This window comes from Collimonas sp. NPDC087041 (assembly GCF_044745265.1).
In the GTDB taxonomy this organism is placed as follows: domain Bacteria; phylum Pseudomonadota; class Gammaproteobacteria; order Burkholderiales; family Burkholderiaceae_D; genus Collimonas.
The window spans coordinates 20,734-37,348 of the sequence record NZ_JBIUZX010000014.1 but is presented as its reverse complement, the minus strand read 5'-3'; the positions used below and the strand labels follow the sequence as shown (position 1 = coordinate 37,348).

Genomic DNA, 16,615 nt, shown 5'->3' with positions numbered 1-16,615 from the left:
AAAACACAACTAAATTCTTATCTAACAACGGGTTTTCCTCATATATCCAAATACGTAAATCAACTATCAGACAAGCTATATATCGTGAAGGGCTGGGCCAAGTAGTATCGGACAGCACGAGCCCTTTTCCAGGATCAGGTGACTTGTGAAGGCTGTGGCGCAGCAAGCCGGTCAGGCAGGAACACCGGATTGATGTCGCCGCAAGCACTACAATAAATAGTACCTAGGAGACACACGATGACCAGCAGCACAGAACCGGTAGATGAAAAACTCCCCGTAGGAAAACTCGCAGCCCTCGGCTTGCAGCATGTACTGGTGATGTATGCCGGTGCGATCGCGGTGCCGCTGATCATAGGCGGCGCCCTCAACCTGGCAAAAAGCGACATCGCCTTCCTCATCAGCGCCGACCTGTTCTGTTGCGGCCTGGTGACACTGATCCAGTGCCTGGGCTTCTGGAAATTCGGCATCAAGATGCCAGTCATGATGGGGGTTACCTTTGCCGCGGTCGGACCGATGGTGGCGATGGCCGGCAACCCGCAACTGACCATCGTGCACATCTATGGTGCGGTGATTGTCTCCGGCATATTCTGCGTCTTTGCCGCTCCCTACATGAGCCGCCTGATGCGCTTCTTTCCGCCAGTGGTGACCGGCACGGTGATCAGCGTCATCGGCATTTCGCTGATGGGCGTCGGCATCAACTGGGCGGCCGGCGGCCAACCGGTGATCGGTACCCTGGTCGATGGCGTGTTCACCAAAATCCCGAATCCCGATTACGGCTCGCCGACCAGCCTTGGCATCGCCCTGATCGTGCTGATCTCGATCCTGCTGATCACCAAATACGTCAAAGGCTTTATCGCCAACATCTCGGTGCTGACCGGCATGGCGATCGGTTTCGTGATTGCCATGGCGATGGGAAAAATCAGTTTCTATGGCCTGGGAGATGCGGAATGGTTTGCCTTCATCCGGCCGTTTCATTACGGCTGGCCGAAGTTCGACATCGGCTCCATCATCAGCATGTGCCTGGTGATGATCGTGACCATGATCGAATCGACCGGGATGTTCATCGCATTGGGTGAAATCGTCGGCAAGAAAGTCGACGACAAGACCCTGGCGCGCGGCTTGCGCGTCGATGGCCTGGGCAGCGTGATTGGCGGCATCTTCAATACGTTTCCATACACCTCGTTCTCACAGAATATCGGCCTGGTCGGCGTCACCGGCGTGCGCAGCCGCTATGTCTGCGCTGCCGCCGGCGTGATCCTGATGTTGTTCGGCCTGTTCCCCAAAATGGCGCATGTTGCCGCTTCGATCCCGCAATTCGTGCTGGGCGGCGCCGGCATCGTCATGTTCGGCATGGTTGCGGCAACCGGCATCAAGATCCTGTCGGGCGTAGATTTCCAGCGCAACCGCAACAATCTGTTCATCGTCGCCGTCAGCTTCGGCGCCGGCATGATTCCGATCGTGGCGCCGAGCTTTTTTGACAAGATGCCGGTTTTCCTGTCGACCATCCTGCATAGTGGCATCCTGCTTGCTTCCAGCATGGCAGTGCTGCTGAACCTGTTTTTCAATGGCAAAGGCAGCAGCGAAGACAGCCGCGCGCATGCAATGGCGGCAGCGCAAAGCTCCGACCATTAAAGCCGTTTTGACGTAAATTGCAGCAATGCGGATCCAACCCGTAAAAACAGAATTGATTTAACCATGGACGAAGCGGGTTGGACCCGCCGATGATACAAATGACAACACTAGAGCAATTGAATAGCGCCGATGTACAGACCTTCGTTGCGACGCTGCACGGCATTTACGAGCATTCGCCGTGGATCCCGGAACGCGCCGCGGCGCAACGGCCATTCGCCAACATCACAGCGTTGAAACTGGCGATGCAGGCGGTTGTCAGCAACGCCACCCGCGAAGAACAGCTGGGCCTGATCCGTGCCCACCCGGAGTTGGCGGGCAAGGCGGCCATCTCCGGTGAGCTGACGGTCGAATCGACCGGTGAGCAAGCCAAGGCCGGACTCAACAACTGCAGCCCGGAAGAATTCGCCACGCTGCAAAAGCTGAATGGCGACTACAACAAGAAATTCGGTTTCCCGTTCATCCTCGCGGTCAAGGGCGCCGACGGCCAGGGCCTGACACGTCAGGCCATCATCGCCACCTTCACCCGCCGCCTGAAAAACCAGTTCGACGATGAACTGGGCGAAGCCTTGCGCCAGATCGGCCGCATCGCCGAAATGCGCAGCAACGACCTGCTTGGCTACACGCCGCAACTGGGCAAGACGATCATGCAATGGGCGGAACAGATCGGCGCCTGGAGCGATGACGACAACGGCCTCACCTGCGCCTACATGACCGACGCCCACCGCCGCACGGCAACGCAAATCGCCGCATGGATGCGCGAAGCCGGCATGCAGGTCGAGATCGATGCAGTCGGCAACGTGGTCGGCCGCTACCTGTCCGACAATCCGGCGGCCAAAACGTTGATGACCGGCTCGCACTACGACACGGTGCGCAACGGCGGTAAATACGATGGCCGCGAAGGCATCCTGCTGCCGATCGCCATCGTCAAACACTTGCACGAACGCGGCGAAAAGCTGCCGTTCCATTTCGAGATCGTCGGTTTTTCCGAAGAAGAAGGCGTGCGCTTCAAGAGCACTTTCCTCGGCAGCAACGCGATCATCGGCCAGTTCAACATGGAGCTGCTGAACAATCTCGACCGCGATGGCATCAGCATGCGCGATGCCCTATTGAAGGCCGGCCACGATCCAGCAGCAATTCCTGCCATCGCGCGCAATCCAGCCGATTTGTTGGGCTATGTCGAAGTGCATATCGAACAAGGCCCGGTACTGTTGCAACGCGATCTGCCGGTCGGCATCGTCACCTCGATCGCCGGCAGCTGCCGCTACATGGTACAACTGAAAGGCGTCGCCAGCCACTCCGGCACCACGCCGATGTCGATGCGCAAGGACGCTGCTGCGGCCGCCGCTGAAATCCTGTTGTATGTGGAGCAGCGCTGCGGCCAGGACCAGCACGCGTCGCTGGTTGGCACCGTCGGCCAGTTGCAGGTGCCGAACGGTTCGACCAACGTCATTCCTGGCGCCTGCGTGTTCTCGCTGGATATCCGCGCGGCGGACGATGCGGTGCGCGATACTGCGGTGGAAGACGTACTGCGTCACATCGAGACGGTCTGCGAACGCCGCTGCGTCGAAGCGAATATCGAGAAGATGGTGTCGGCGCCGGCTGCACCATGCGCCTCGTGGTTGATGGAGCAATTGTCTGCAGCCACCGAGCGGGCTGGCGTAAAACCGTTCAAACTGGCTTCCGGCGCCGGTCATGATGCCATGACCATCGCTAAAATAACCGATGTCGCAATGCTGTTTACGCGTTGCGGCAACGGCGGCATCAGCCACAATCCATTGGAAACAATGACTGCGGATGATGCTGAAGTATCGGCGCAAATCTTGCTGGATTTCCTACGCCGCTTTACATCAAAACCTTGAGCAAGGTAGCTCAAGGTCTTGAACCAGCGTATTTTTTTCCATAGCTCATGTCTAAAACTTTATTGATAAAAAATGCGCGCGTCGTCGTCACCATGGACGATGCGCGTCGTGAAATCGCCGGCGGTGCGGTGTTCATCCGCGACAACGTGATCGAACAGGTCGGCAACACTGCCGACCTGCCGCAAAGCGCCGACGAGGTAATCGACGCCGGCAATCACGTCGTCATCCCGGGCCTGGTGAATACTCATCACCACATGTACCAAAGCCTGACGCGCGTGATCCCGGCGGCGCAGAATGGCGAGCTGTTCAACTGGCTGACTAACCTGTATCCGATCTGGGCCAACCTGACGCCAGAGATGATCAAGGTGTCGACGTTGACTGCAATGGCTGAACTGATTATGTCCGGCTGCACCACCAGCAGCGATCACCTGTACATCTATCCAAACGGCTGCAAGCTGGACGACAGCATCGAAGCGGCGCAGCAGATCGGCATGCGTTTCCACGCCGCACGCGGCTCGATGAGCGTCGGCCAGTCAAAAGGCGGCTTGCCGCCGGACCGCGTGGTGGAAGATGAAAAGGCGATTCTGCGCGATACCCAGCGCCTGATCGAAACATATCACGACAGCAACCGCCACGCGATGCAGCGCATCGTGGTGGCGCCCTGCTCGCCGTTTTCGGTATCGCGCGACCTGATGCGCGAATCGGCGATTCTGGCCCGTCAGCACGGCGTTTCACTGCATACCCACCTGGCGGAAAACGTCAACGACATCGCCTACAGCCGCGAGAAATTCAACATGACGCCGGCCGAATATGCGGAGGATTGCGGCTGGGTCGGCCATGACGTCTGGCATGCGCACTGTGTGCAACTGGACGACGAAGGCATCTACATGTTCGGCCGCACCGGCACCGGCATCGCCCACTGCCCTTGCTCCAACATGCGGCTGGCTTCCGGCATCGCGCCGATCCGCAAGATGGTCGACGCCGGCGTACCGGTCGGCATCGGCGTCGATGGTTCGGCCTCCAACGACGGCGCCCACATGCTGGGTGAAGTACGGCAGGCGATGCTGTTGCAGCGGGTCGGTTTCGGCCCCGATGCGATGACGGCGCGGCAAGCGCTGGAACTGGCTACGCTCGGCGGCGCCAAAGTGCTCAACCGCGACGATATCGGCGCACTGAAACCAGGCATGTCGGCCGATCTGGTGCTGTTCGATTTGAACAAGGTGGGTTTTGCCGGCGGCTGGCACGATCCGGTGGCGGCGCTGGTGTTCTGCACACCAGCCGATGTTGCCTACAGCATCATCAACGGCCGCGTGGTGGTGCGTGATGGACAGTTCACCACGATTGATCTCGGCAGTGTGCTCGAGCACCACAACAAGCTGGCTTTGTCGCTGGCTGAAGCGGCGCGTTAAGCCGCGTTTTCCAGCAATATCAAGGAAAGGCCACGGCACAAACCGTGGCCTTTTTCATAGTCGCTGCGTTTTCGGATAACCGCCTCAAAATGCTGAGAAACGGCGCGCCAGATCATGTTCGCGGAAATGCTCGACAACATAATCGACAAACACCCGGGTCTTCGCCGGCAGCAATTTTTGCGCAGCAAAATACAGGGACAGACTGCCGCCGTCGACATACCAATCCGGCAGCACACGCACCAGGCTGTTGTTGAGCATAAACGGCAACGCATTCGGCACGCTAACCAAAGCGATGCCGAGACCCATCTGCGCGATTTCGCAGGCCGCTTCCGGATCGCTCATGGTCATCCGTACGCGCAAGGTCACCGGTGCCTGCTGGTTGGCGCGGTTGCGTAGCGGCCAGGTGCGCACCCTTCCCGTTTGCGGCGAGCGAATGAAGATGCCGTCGAACGCATCCAGCTCGGCCGGCGATGTCGGCATCTTCTTGCCTTTGAAATAATCCGGCGCCGCCAGCAACACCCGGTGCGCCGGCGCCAGCTGGCGCGCAACGACGCCGGGCGGTAATTCGAAGCCGCCACCGAGGGCGGCATCGAAACCTTGCGCGATCAGGTCGACCTGGCGGTTATCGAAATGCCAGTCCGGTGAAATCGCCGGGTACTTTGCCAGGAACGGCCCCAGCAGCGGCACCATGTAGGTGCGGCCAAAGCCGGTGCCCATGCTGACCTTGAGCGTTCCAGCCGGCTGCCCGCCAGTGCTGGCCAGGTTGTCGACTGCGGCCTGTATCGATACCAGGCTATCTCGGACTTCATGCAGGAAACTCTCGCCGGCCTCGGTCAGGGTCAGGCTGCGCGTGCTGCGCTGGAACAGGCGCACCCCCAGCCCAGCCTCGAGCCGCGCCACATTCTTGCCTACCGCAGCCGAAGTCATGCCGAGGCGGCGCGCCGCTTCGGAAAAGCTGCCGGCCTCGGCGCTGCGCACGAAACATTGCATTCCGATCATCGTTTCCATGTCGTTATTTCAAACCTTTGGTATGAAGTGAATATTAAGATTAGCGACTAGTCACAACATAATGATCGTCCGATACTTCGCTTGTCAACTCGCCACTCATCATTTCGATAAGTGGCGCAACCAAACGGAGAAACCTCATGAGCAACAACCAAGAATCTCAAGTACTTACGGGCAAAGTCGCCTTCGTCCAGGGCGGCTCGCGCGGCATCGGCGCGGCGATTGCCAAGCGCCTGGCCAGCAACGGCGCCGCCGTCACGCTGACCTACATCAGCTCGCCTGAGCGCGCACTGCAAGTAGTGAAAGACATCGAAGCCGCCGGCGGGCGAGCGTTGGCGATCAAGGCCGACAGCGCTGACGCCGACGCAATCAAGAGCGCCATCGGCGAAGCGGTAACGAAGTTCGGAAGGCTCGACATCCTTGTCAATAATGCCGGCGTGCTGGCGATTGCGCCGCTGGCCGATTTCAGCCTGGAAGACTTCGACCGCACGCTGGCGATCAACGTGCGAAGCGTATTCGTGGCGACCCAGGAAGCGGCGCGCCACATGGGCGCAGGCGGCCGCATCATCAACATCGGCAGCACCAATGCGGACCGCATGCCGTTTGCCGGCGGCGGCCCCTATGCGATGAGCAAATCGGCGCTCGTCGGCCTGACACGCGGCCTGGCGCGCGACCTGGGACCGCGCGGCATCACGATCAACAACGTGCAACCCGGCCCGGTCGATACCGACATGAATCCCGCCACTGGCGATTTTGCCGACACGCTAATAGCCATGATGCCGATCGGCCGTTATGGCAAGGATGAGGAAATCGCCGGCTTTGTGGCCTACCTGGCCGGCCCCGAAGCCGCTTACATCACCGGCGCCAGCCTGACCATCGATGGTGGCTTTGCCGCCTGAGCGGCAGCAGCCTACCGACGGTTGTATCGCCAATGAAAATGGCCGCTCCCTGTCGAGGGAGCGGCCATTTTTCTACTTGAATACAAGCGCGATATTTACTGCGGCCAGATTTCCGCCAGGCGCAACAGGTTGGTGCTGCCCGACTGACCGAACGGCATGCCCGCAGTGATGGCGATCTGGTCGCCCGTTTTGGCAAAGCCTTCCTTGACCGCGGTCAGGCAAGCGGCGGTGACCATCTCGCTTTCATTGTGGACCTGGTCGCTGATGGTGGAATGTACGCCCCACACCAGCGCCAGCCGCCGCGCCGTTGCCAGCTTTGGCGTGATGCTCAGGATCGGCGCCATCGGCCGCTCACGCGCTGCACGCAGGCTGGTGTAGCCGGAACTGGTGTAGGTCACGGTAGCCTTGGCGCCGATGATGCGGGTAACGTCGCGCAAAGCCGAACAGATGGCGTCGCCACGGGTCGGCAACGGCGCTTCGTGCTGCGCATCGAGCATGTTCTGGTACAGCGGGTCGCGTTCGACTTCGGTGATGATGCGATCCATCATCGCCACTGCCGGAACCGGATAGGCGCCGCTGGCGGATTCCGCCGACAGCATGACGGCATCGGCGCCATCGTAGATCGCGCTGGCGACGTCGGAGGTTTCGGCGCGGGTTGGTACCGGCGAAGTGATCATCGATTCCAGCATCTGGGTCGCGATCACGATCGGCTTGCCGTGCTGACGGCAGACACGCAGGATGCGCTTCTGCACGCCCGGTACACGCTCAGGCGGCAATTCCACGCCAAGATCGCCGCGCGCCACCATGATGGCGTCGGACACCTGGACGATTGCATCCAGCTGATCCAGCGCGGCCGGCTTTTCCAGTTTCGACAGGATGCTGGCGCGATCGCCGATCAGCGCGCGCGCTTCCAGCACATCTTCCGGCCGCTGCACAAACGACAGCGCAATCCAGTCGACGCCCAGTTCCAGTGCAAATTTCAAATCGCGCTTGTCCTTTTCGGTCAACGCCGGAATCGGCAATACCGCATCCGGCACGTTGACGCCCTTGCGATCCGACAGCGAACCGCTGTTGACCACCCGGGTATGGATGGACTGGCCATCGCACGACAATACTTCCAGCCTGACCTTGCCATCGTCCAGCAGCAAGGACTGGCCGCCGGCGATTACTGCAAACAGTTCCGCGTGCGGCAAGCAGACGCGCTGGTTGTTGCCCGGCGCCGGATCACGGTCGAGCGTGAATTCCTGGCCTGCCTGCAATTCGATCTTGCCGTCGGCGAACTGGCCGATGCGCAGCTTTGGACCTTGCAGATCGGCCAGGATGGCGATCGGCCGGCCGACAGCCTGCTCCACCGCACGCACGATATCGTAGCGTTGCTGGTGATCGGCGTGGCTGCCGTGGCTGAAATTGAAACGAAAGACATCGGCACCGGCTTCGAACAATGCCTGGATGGATTTCTGGTCGGCGCTGGCAGGGCCGAGCGTGGCGACGATTTTTGCTTTACGTTGGCGGCGCATGGTTGGTTTTCTTTCGTAAATCAAGCGGTGAATCTGACATTAAGCCAGGCATTGAGTAACTATTCTGGCGTCATTCCTGCGAACGCAGGAATCCACTTTTCGTCCGTAATTTGGATCCCAGCATGCGCGGGGATGACGCTGTTTGACAGTTTTCTAGAGAATCAGGATGGCGCGGAAATCGTTGACGTTGGTGCGCGTCGGGCCGCTGACAACCAGGTCGCCCAGCGCGCTGAAGAAACCATAGCCGTCGTTGTTGTCGAGCATCGCGCGTGGACGCAGTCCCAGTTCCGCAGCCTTGCGCATCGAGTCCGGTTGGTAGATCGCACCGGCATTGTCTTCCGAGCCGTCGATGCCGTCGGTGTCGCAGGCAATCGCGTGGATATCAGGGAAGCCGTCCAGCGCTGTCGCCAGGCTCAAGAGGAATTCGGCATTGCGGCCGCCACGGCCAGTGCCGCGTACCGTGACCGTGGTTTCGCCACCGGAAATGACAACGCACGGCTTGCTGAACGGTTGCCCGCGGCGGGCGATCTGCCGCGCCAGCGCTGCATGCGCCAGGCCAATATCGCGCGCCTCACCTTCCATTTCATCGGACAGGATGTGCGGCGTCAGGCCGGCAGCGGTAGCAACTCCCGCTGCCGCTTCCAGCGCATCTTGCGCGGTGGCGATCACATAGTGCTGGTTACGTTCCAGGCGCGGATCGCCCGGCTTAGGCGTTTCGCCGGCGCCGGATTCGAGATGCTTGCGGATCGCATCCGGCGTCTCGATATTGTATTTGCGCAGCACCGCCAGCGCTTCGGCGCAGGTGGTCGGATCAGCCAATGTCGGGCCGCTGGCGATGATGCCGGGATCGTCGCCGGGAATATCGGAAATCATCAGCGTCACCACTCGCGCCGGCGCACAGGCCAGCGCCAGCCGTCCACCTTTGATAGCCGACAGATGCTTGCGCACGCAGTTCATTTCAAAAATGGTGGCGCCGCTTTTCAGCAACGCCTTGTTGATCGCTTGCTTCTGCTCCAGCGAAATACCGTCTGCAGGCAAAGCCAGCAAGGCCGAGCCGCCGCCCGAAATCAGGCATAGCACCAGATCGTCGGCAGTCAAACCCTGCACCATGTCGAGCATCCGTGCCGCCGCCTTGCGGCCGGCTTCGTCAGGCACGGGATGCGAGGCTTCGACCACTTCGATGCGCTTGCAATCCGCGCCGTGGGCGTAGCGCGTCACGACCAGGCCGGTGATATCGCCCTGCCAATGTTCCTCCACCGCCTTGGCCATCGCCGCGGCACCTTTACCGGCGCCAATCACGAGAGTGCGGCCTTTGCCGGACGGCGCCGGAATCCTGGCCAGGTATTCGGGAAGGCATTTGGAGGCGCTGACGGCGTCGACTGCAGCCTGGTACATATCGAGGAGAAGCTGGCGGGGCTTGATGCTGTTCGCGGTAGTCATGCTGTTGTACCTTGATCTATGAAGCGAGTTGTCTCAAAAACTTTTCTGTCCTGCTTTTTTGATGTTGCCGCTGCGGCGCTGTGCGCGCCTGGCTGATTACTTTAAACCGATTGCTGTAAAGCGAACATGGGTTCATTCCGCGTGGGCACCTGTGCCCACCCTACGAACCACAATGCCGCCGTAGGGTGGGCAGATTTTCTGCCCACGCGTAGCCAATCTCTAAACAATAGCAGAAATTACGCCTTGGCGATTTCATGGTTCGACATGATCTCGATCGCACGGCACAGTGCCGAGTGATCGAGGCCGCTCAAACCATTGGCTGCGCAGGAGTTCATCAATTCCTGTGCAACTGCGGTGTTCGGCAGCGACACGCCCAGAGCCTTGGCGCCTTGCAATGCCAGGTTCAAGTCCTTCTGGTGCAATTCGATGCGGAAGCCTGGATTGAAAGTCCGCTTGACCATGCGTTCGCCATGTACTTCCAGGATGCGCGATGCTGCAAAGCCGCCCATCAGAGCCTGGCGCACACGCGCTGGATCTGCTCCTGCCTTGGAAGCGAATAACAAAGCCTCAGCAACTGCCTGGATGTTCAAGGCCACGATAATCTGATTGGCCACCTTGGTGGTCTGACCGTCGCCATTGCCGCCGACCAGCGTGATGTTCTTGCCCATCAATTCGAACAATGGCTTGGCATCGTTGAACGCGCCTTCGGAACCGCCGACCATGATGGTCAGCGAAGCTGCCTTGGCGCCGACTTCGCCGCCGGAAACCGGCGCATCCAGGTATTCGCAGCCCAGCGCATTGATCTTCTTGGCGAAACCCTTGGTGGCGATTGGCGAGATCGAACTCATGTCGATCACGATCTTGCCGGCTGTCAGGCCTTCGGCTACGCCCTTCTCACCGAACAGGACAGCTTCAACGTGCGGGGTATCAGGCACCATGACGATGATGATGTCAGCACGCTTGGCGACTTCGGCGCCAGACGTGCAAACCGTTGCGCCGCCATCGATCAGCGCTGCCGGTGGATTCTTCTGGTCATGCAGGTACAGCTTGTGGCCGCCGCGTTGCAGGTTTTCCGCCATAGGCGCGCCCATGATGCCGAGTCCGATAAAGCCAACTTTTGCCATGATATTTCTCCGTAATTTTTAAGATGTAGTGTTCTGCCAGGATTTACAGACCGTGCGCAGCGCGCCAGCCGAGGCCTTCTACCGTGCCGGCTTTCGGCTTGTATTCACAGCCGATCCAGCCGTCGTAGCCGATCTCATCCAGGAACTTGAACAGATAGTGATAATTGATTTCGCCGGTACCTGGCTCGAAACGCCCCGGATTGTCCGCCAGCTGCACGTGCTTGATTTGCGCCAGGTTAGCCTTGATGGTGTTGGCCAGTTCACCTTCCATGCGCTGCATGTGATAGATGTCGTACTGCACGAACAGGTTGCTGGAACCGGTCGCCCTGATCAACTCCAGCGCCTGATGCGTGCCGGTCAAGAAGAATCCTGGGATATCGAAACTATTGATCGGTTCGATCAGCAACCGGATGCCGGCAGCCTGTAATTTGTCAGCAGCAAACTTCAGATTGCTGACCACGGTGGCACGCGCCAATTCAGTGCTGACGCCTGCCGGCACGATGCCGACCAGGCAATTCAACTGTTTGACGCCGAGCACCTTGGCGTAGCGAATCGCATCGTCGACGCCCTGCTGGAATTCGCTGACGCGGTCCGGATGGCAGGCGATGCCGCGCTCGCCGGCTTCCCAATTACCTGCCGGCAGATTGTGCAGCACCAGTTCCAGGCCGTTGGTGGCCAGCTTGTCGGCGATCTGCTCAGCGCGGAACGCATATGGGAACAGGAATTCGACTCCCTTGAACCCGGCCTTGGCTGCGGCATCGAAGCGATCCAGGAATGGCAGCTCGGTGAACAGCATGGTCAGGTTAGCGGCTAGTTTTGTCATGTCGTCTCTCTCCTAAAAACTTAGTCCAGCAGCGAAACCGCGGTTGGTGCATCGGCACGGCTCTTGGCCAGCTCTTCAAACTCGTTGACGGCGTCGATCTCGGTGCCCATCGACACGTTAGTCACACGTTCAAGGATGATTTCCACCACGACCGGCACACGGAATTCCTTCATCCAGCGCTTGGCTTGGGCAAACGCATCCTGGATGGCGTTCGGATCGGTGACGCGGATCGCCTTGCAACCCAACCCTTCAACCACAGCAATGTGGTCGACGCCGTAACCGTTCAATTCCGGAGCATTGATGTTTTCAAACGCCAGCTGCACGCAGTAATCCATTTCGAAGCCGCGCTGCGCCTGACGGATCAGGCCGAGGTACGAGTTGTTCACCACCACGTGCAGGTAAGGCAGGTTGAACTGCGCGCCGACAGCCAATTCTTCGATCATGAACTGGAAGTCGTAATCGCCGGAGATCGCCACCACTTCACGCTTTGGATCGGCAACGCAGACGCCCAATGCCGCAGGAATAGTCCAACCCAGCGGACCAGCCTGGCCGCAGTTGATCCAGTGACGTGCGTGGTACACATGCAGGAATTGCGCGGCGGCGATCTGCGACAGGCCGATGGTGCTGACGTAGCAGGTATCGCGGCCGAAAGCGCGATTCATTTCTTCGTAGACGCGCTGCGGCTTGACCGGCACGTTTTCGAAATGGGTGCGGCGCTGCATGGTGCGCTTGCGTTCCTGGCATTCCGCCAACCATGCCGAGCGATCAGGCAATTTGCCGGCGGCTTTCAATTCCTTGGCGACTTCAACGAACAGCTTCAAGGCTGCCTTGGCGTCGGAGACGATGCCGTAGTCCGGACCGAACACGCGGCCGATCTGGGTCGGCTCGATGTCGACGTGGACGAACTTGCGGCCCTTGGTGAATACTTCAACCGAACCGGTATGGCGGTTAGCCCAACGGTTGCCGATGCCGAGCACGAAGTCGGACGCCAGCATGGTGGCGTTGCCGTAACGATGGCTGGTCTGCAAACCGACCATGCCCGCCATTTGCGGATGATCGTCAGGAATCGCGCCCCAGGCCATCAGAGTCGGGATCACCGGTACGCCGGTCAATTCAGCAAACTCAACTGCCAGATCAGCTGCATCGGCATTGATGACACCGCCACCGATGGTCAGCAATGGACGCTCGGATTCATTCAGCATGGTCAATGCTTTTTCGATCTGGGCGCGTGATGCCGCTGGCTTGTACACAGACAACGGTTCGTAGGTATCCGGATCAAATTCGATCTCAGCCATCTGCACGTCGAACGGCATGTCGATCAGCACCGGACCTGGGCGGCCGGAACGCATGATGTGGAAAGCCTGCTGGAACACGCGCGGCAGCAAGGCCGGTTCACGGACAGTGACTGCCCATTTGGTGACCGGCTTGGCGATCGATTCGATGTCGACAGCCTGGAAATCTTCCTTGTACAAACGGGCACGCGGCGCCTGGCCGGTAATGCAGAGGATTGGAATCGAATCTGCCTGTGCCGAATACAAGCCAGTGATCATGTCGGTGCCGGCCGGGCCGGAAGTACCGATACAGATGCCGATATTGCCTGGATTGGCGCGGGTGTAGCCTTCCGCCATGTGCGATGCGCCTTCAACGTGGCGCGCCAGTACGTGCTCAATCCCGCCGTGCCGTTTCATGGCGGAGTAAAACGGGTTAATTGCGGCACCCGGCACACCAAAGGCTTGTACGCAGCCCTCTTTTGCCAATACGTGCATTACTGCGTCAACTGCCTTCATCTTTGCCATGTTGCCTCCGGAATACTAAATGTAAAAATCGTTGCCACTGCCTGCGGCTCGCTTCAGCATGTCCTCCCATTCAATCCCGCACCGTTTACTGCGACCTGGCCGAAATTTGAAAGAGAGACTGATAACTACCGAGTGGATGAGGCACATGCTATAACCAAACATATTGTTTGATAAGAATACAAACAATCGCTTTATTCGATACATGAAGTATGGAATACTATAAAAAACAAGGTATTCGGAGACAAAGATGGACAAACTCAAACAGATCGAAGCCTTCGTCAGCGTGGTCGAAAAAGGCAGCCTGGCGAGTGCGGCGCTTGAGCAGGACATTACTCCCGTCATGCTGGGACGCCGCATCGATGCGCTGGAGAAGCGGCTCGGCACCAAGCTGATGCATCGCACTACCCGGCATCTGACCCTGACCGAACAAGGTACGGTTTTCCTCGATCATTGCCGCAAGCTGCTGACCGAGCTGGATATCGCCGAGAAAATCATTTCGGAAGGCCGTCACAAGGCTACCGGCCATCTGGTGGTGTCGGCCCCGGCTGCATTCGGCCGCAAGCACGTCGCGCCGCATGCGCCGGCATTCATTGCGACCAATCCCGAAGTGCAGATTTCCTTCAACCTGACCGATCGCGTGGTCGACCTGGTGCGCGAAGGCTACGACATCAGCATCCGCATCGGCGGCGCCATCGATCCCAATTTCGTCGCGGTGAAACTGGCCAGTAATCGCCGGGTGGTGTGCGGCACACCAGAATATTTTCACCGCAACGGCATTCCGAAAACGCTGGAAGACATCGCCAACCACAATTGTCTTTCCTTTAATCTGCAGGGCGGCCAGCAGCGCGGCTGGTACTTCCAGCAAAACGGCAAGCCGGTGATCATCAAGACCGCCGGCAACCTCGATTGCAACGATGGCGAATTGCTGCACCGCTGGGTTAGCGAAGGCCTCGGCCTGGGTTGGCGCTCCACCTGGGAAATCGAATCGCAACTGGCGTCGGGCGAACTGCTGACGGTGCTGGATGAATTTGCGTTGCCGCACTACGACATCATGGCGGTCTATCCGCAACAGCGGCATTTGCCGGCCAAAGTGCGTTTCTTCATTGATCGCCTGAAATCGATCTACGCGCAGCCGGATTACTGGAGCAAGGGCTGAGTTGTTGTCGACCGGTCAGTATATTGCCCTGGTCGCACATTTATTTTCCTGACTGCAAGAACAAAGCTGCCCTAGCCATAGTCTGAAGATAGTGCGGTCAACCAGGACGGCCGCAAAATCGTTTTAGTGTGGTGTGCCGCACAGTCGCTCCAAGAGCGCAGCACTACACTGTTCAAATCAATTACATCAAATACACTAATCGACTCAATGAGGCACCTTATGACAATCCGCAAAACATCCAGACAAGCCGCGTTGGCAGCCCTGATCGGTGGCTCCATGCTGCTCGGCGGCTGCGCGGTTCCCTACGGCGGACAGAATTATGGCAACCAAGGTTACGCCAGCCAAGGTAACCAGGGTTATTACAATCCGCCTCCGCAAACGACTTATCCTAGCTATCAGCAACCACCACGCCGTGACAACTATGGCGTAGTCGATGCAATCGATGTGGTCAACACGCCTAGCCAAGGCATCGGCGGCGCAGTTGTCGGCGGCGTACTGGGCGGCGTGGTCGGCCATCAAATCGGCCACGGCAACGGCAATACCCTGGCGACCATCGCCGGCGTAGTTGGCGGCGCGGTAGCCGGCAACCAGCTGGAGCAGCGCGCCAGCCCTGGCACCACTTCCTACAATGTGCGCGTGCGCATGAACAACAACGGTTTCCAAACCATCAGCGTCAGCAATCCCGGCGATCTGCGGGTTGGCGACCGGGTACGTATCGACAACGGTCAGATCTCGCGCTACTGATCACGCGGCGCAGCTGTCGCGCAGCGTGATTTTGCCGGGTCGAACGAATGAAAGCCGTGCATTTGATTAGTCCGTCCGCATGCAGCATCTTGCTGCATGCCATACAACAAGGAGGCATCATGAAAATGCAACTGAAACCGCTGTGGCTATCGCTCTTTATCGCCGCCAACGCTTTTGCGCTGCATGCCAATGCAGCCGAAGAAAACGTGCAGTTCAAGGACCCTCCTCGCTGGAAGATAGAAGACCGGACGCCGCAAGCACGTTTCCAGACCATGAAAAAAGAAAACACGAATGCCTATGCGCAGGCGATGAACGATTGCCGCGCGATGCGTGGACGTGAAGCTGCGGATTGCCGTAAAGAGGCTCGTGCGAATTTTGACCGGGATATGCAACGTGCGCGTGAGATGACTATCGGCAGGAAATAGATTGCGCCTCGCCGAGTAAAGAATCGGTGGGGTGGGCAATTTTGCCCATGCGGAGCGATAGGTCAATCCAATCGATGAGTGAATTCAGCGTGGGCAGAAAATCTGCCCACCCTACAATCCCGCAAAACAAAAAGGCCCGCTTGCGCGGGCCTTTTTATTCTGGCGTCCCCAGGGGGATTCTCCTACATGCTGCAGGCCGCGGAATCGCCTGCAGGCGATTCCCTTCTCATCCCCCGCGTAAGCCGCGCAGGCGGCTTACTTGCGGCCACCAAAACAAAAAGGCCCGCTTGCGCGGGCCTTTTTATTCTGGCGTCCCCAGGGGGATTCGAACCCCCGTACTCACCGTGAAAGGGTGATGTCCTAGGCCTCTAGACGATGGGGACAGTAATCTGTCCGTACTGACCTTGTGCTTCTACTGCTGCTTGCAAAAAACAATAAAGGCCGCATTTGGCGGCCTCATCGATTGTATCGAAAACACTCAACACCAATATTCTGCAATCGCTTTCCGACTGCTTTCCTGTCGATGCCAAAAGAATTCTGGCGTCCCCAGGGGGATTCGAACCCCCGTACTCACCGTGAAAGGGTGATGTCCTAGGCCTCTAGACGATGGGGACAGCAAGCTGCCCAACTAACTTTACAACCTTACTACTTCTGCTACCAATTTGCTGGTGGAGGTAAGCGGGATCGAACCGCTGACCTCTTGCATGCCATGCAAGCGCTCTCCCAGCTGAGCTATACCCCCGTTTGCAGAAGCGAGATTATAGCAAGCTTATTTACGGCTTGTAA

At 58.8% G+C, this 16,615-nt stretch carries 13 protein-coding genes and 3 tRNA genes; 7 read left to right on the top strand and 9 right to left on the bottom strand.

Annotated features, from left to right (window positions below):
* Positions 1-237 precede the first annotated feature (237 nt).
* From ACIPF8_RS21310 to ACIPF8_RS21300, 3 genes are all read left to right on the top strand, one after another.
* Complete coding sequence (locus tag ACIPF8_RS21310; protein ID WP_400425035.1) at positions 238-1,632, top strand: nucleobase:cation symporter-2 family protein; 1,395 nt, start codon at positions 238-240, stop codon at positions 1,630-1,632.
* Between the two features lie 98 nt (positions 1,633-1,730).
* A complete protein-coding gene (locus tag ACIPF8_RS21305; protein WP_400425032.1) occupies positions 1,731-3,491 on the top strand; it encodes an allantoate amidohydrolase in 1,761 nt (586 codons plus the stop codon).
* 47 nt (positions 3,492-3,538) lie between these two features.
* The gene (locus ACIPF8_RS21300) at positions 3,539-4,900 is read left to right on the top strand and encodes an 8-oxoguanine deaminase (protein WP_400425029.1); all 1,362 of its coding nucleotides are present in this window, start codon (positions 3,539-3,541) and stop codon (positions 4,898-4,900) included.
* Between the two features lie 84 nt (positions 4,901-4,984).
* Here the strand turns inward: ACIPF8_RS21300 and ACIPF8_RS21295 are convergent, their stop codons facing one another.
* Positions 4,985-5,908: a LysR substrate-binding domain-containing protein gene (locus ACIPF8_RS21295; protein ID WP_400425026.1), complete on the bottom strand. Its 924-nt coding sequence runs from the start codon at positions 5,906-5,908 to the stop codon at positions 4,985-4,987.
* Between the two features lie 137 nt (positions 5,909-6,045).
* On the opposite strand from ACIPF8_RS21295, the gene ACIPF8_RS21290 reads away from it, so the two are divergent.
* Positions 6,046-6,804, top strand: coding sequence for a 3-oxoacyl-ACP reductase family protein (locus ACIPF8_RS21290; protein ID WP_400425023.1), 759 nt, complete (start codon positions 6,046-6,048; stop codon positions 6,802-6,804).
* Between the two features lie 95 nt (positions 6,805-6,899).
* Here ACIPF8_RS21290 and pyk read toward each other — a convergent pair whose 3' ends face one another.
* The 5 genes from pyk to gcl all read right to left on the bottom strand — a co-directional run bounded on the left by pyk (position 6,900) and on the right by gcl (position 13,504).
* Entirely contained in the window at positions 6,900-8,321 is a 1,422-nt protein-coding gene (pyk, locus tag ACIPF8_RS21285; RefSeq protein WP_400425020.1) for a pyruvate kinase, read from the bottom strand.
* A gap of 153 nt (positions 8,322-8,474) precedes the next feature.
* Positions 8,475-9,761, bottom strand: a complete 1,287-nt coding sequence (locus ACIPF8_RS21280) for a glycerate kinase (RefSeq protein ID WP_400425018.1) — start codon at positions 9,759-9,761, stop codon at positions 8,475-8,477.
* Between the two features lie 236 nt (positions 9,762-9,997).
* Positions 9,998-10,885, bottom strand: coding sequence for a 2-hydroxy-3-oxopropionate reductase (gene glxR, locus ACIPF8_RS21275; RefSeq protein WP_400425015.1), 888 nt, complete (start codon positions 10,883-10,885; stop codon positions 9,998-10,000).
* 43 nt (positions 10,886-10,928) lie between these two features.
* Positions 10,929-11,708, bottom strand: a complete 780-nt coding sequence (gene hyi, locus ACIPF8_RS21270) for a hydroxypyruvate isomerase (protein WP_400425013.1) — start codon at positions 11,706-11,708, stop codon at positions 10,929-10,931.
* Between the two features lie 20 nt (positions 11,709-11,728).
* Positions 11,729-13,504 (bottom strand): glyoxylate carboligase, encoded by a 1,776-nt coding sequence (gcl, locus tag ACIPF8_RS21265; protein WP_400425010.1) that lies wholly within the window; start codon positions 13,502-13,504, stop codon positions 11,729-11,731.
* A 247-nt stretch (positions 13,505-13,751) separates the two neighbouring features.
* Between gcl and ACIPF8_RS21260 the strand changes: the two genes are divergently transcribed.
* The 3 genes from ACIPF8_RS21260 to ACIPF8_RS21250 all read left to right on the top strand — a co-directional run bounded on the left by ACIPF8_RS21260 (position 13,752) and on the right by ACIPF8_RS21250 (position 15,829).
* Positions 13,752-14,660: a LysR family transcriptional regulator gene (locus ACIPF8_RS21260; RefSeq protein WP_061537365.1), complete on the top strand. Its 909-nt coding sequence runs from the start codon at positions 13,752-13,754 to the stop codon at positions 14,658-14,660.
* A gap of 219 nt (positions 14,661-14,879) precedes the next feature.
* The gene (locus ACIPF8_RS21255) at positions 14,880-15,404 is read left to right on the top strand and encodes a glycine zipper 2TM domain-containing protein (protein ID WP_400425007.1); all 525 of its coding nucleotides are present in this window, start codon (positions 14,880-14,882) and stop codon (positions 15,402-15,404) included.
* Between the two features lie 119 nt (positions 15,405-15,523).
* Complete coding sequence (locus ACIPF8_RS21250; protein ID WP_128083106.1) at positions 15,524-15,829, top strand: hypothetical protein; 306 nt, start codon at positions 15,524-15,526, stop codon at positions 15,827-15,829.
* A 307-nt stretch (positions 15,830-16,136) separates the two neighbouring features.
* Here the strand turns inward: ACIPF8_RS21250 and ACIPF8_RS21245 are convergent.
* The 3 genes from ACIPF8_RS21245 to ACIPF8_RS21235 form a co-directional block, all read right to left on the bottom strand.
* A tRNA-Glu gene (locus tag ACIPF8_RS21245) sits at positions 16,137-16,212 on the bottom strand.
* A 155-nt stretch (positions 16,213-16,367) separates the two neighbouring features.
* Positions 16,368-16,443 (bottom strand) — tRNA-Glu (locus tag ACIPF8_RS21240).
* A 52-nt stretch (positions 16,444-16,495) separates the two neighbouring features.
* Positions 16,496-16,571, bottom strand: a tRNA-Ala gene (locus ACIPF8_RS21235).
* Between the last annotated feature and the right edge of the window lie 44 nt (positions 16,572-16,615).

Bases quoted from the DNA above. Each gene is read 5' to 3' on its own strand.
- ACIPF8_RS21310 (WP_400425035.1), top strand. From the start codon at position 238: ATGACCAGCAGCACAGAACCGGTAGATGAAAAACTCCCCGTAGGAAAA.
- ACIPF8_RS21305 (WP_400425032.1), top strand. From the start codon at position 1,731: ATGACAACACTAGAGCAATTGAATAGCGCCGATGTACAGACCTTCGTT.
- ACIPF8_RS21300 (WP_400425029.1), top strand. From the start codon at position 3,539: ATGTCTAAAACTTTATTGATAAAAAATGCGCGCGTCGTCGTCACCATG.
- ACIPF8_RS21295 (WP_400425026.1), bottom strand. From the start codon at position 5,908: ATGGAAACGATGATCGGAATGCAATGTTTCGTGCGCAGCGCCGAGGCC.
- ACIPF8_RS21290 (WP_400425023.1), top strand. From the start codon at position 6,046: ATGAGCAACAACCAAGAATCTCAAGTACTTACGGGCAAAGTCGCCTTC.
- pyk (WP_400425020.1), bottom strand. From the start codon at position 8,321: ATGCGCCGCCAACGTAAAGCAAAAATCGTCGCCACGCTCGGCCCTGCC.
- ACIPF8_RS21280 (WP_400425018.1), bottom strand. From the start codon at position 9,761: ATGACTACCGCGAACAGCATCAAGCCCCGCCAGCTTCTCCTCGATATG.
- glxR (WP_400425015.1), bottom strand. From the start codon at position 10,885: ATGGCAAAAGTTGGCTTTATCGGACTCGGCATCATGGGCGCGCCTATG.
- hyi (WP_400425013.1), bottom strand. From the start codon at position 11,708: ATGACAAAACTAGCCGCTAACCTGACCATGCTGTTCACCGAGCTGCCA.
- gcl (WP_400425010.1), bottom strand. From the start codon at position 13,504: ATGGCAAAGATGAAGGCAGTTGACGCAGTAATGCACGTATTGGCAAAA.
- ACIPF8_RS21260 (WP_061537365.1), top strand. From the start codon at position 13,752: ATGGACAAACTCAAACAGATCGAAGCCTTCGTCAGCGTGGTCGAAAAA.
- ACIPF8_RS21255 (WP_400425007.1), top strand. From the start codon at position 14,880: ATGACAATCCGCAAAACATCCAGACAAGCCGCGTTGGCAGCCCTGATC.
- ACIPF8_RS21250 (WP_128083106.1), top strand. From the start codon at position 15,524: ATGAAAATGCAACTGAAACCGCTGTGGCTATCGCTCTTTATCGCCGCC.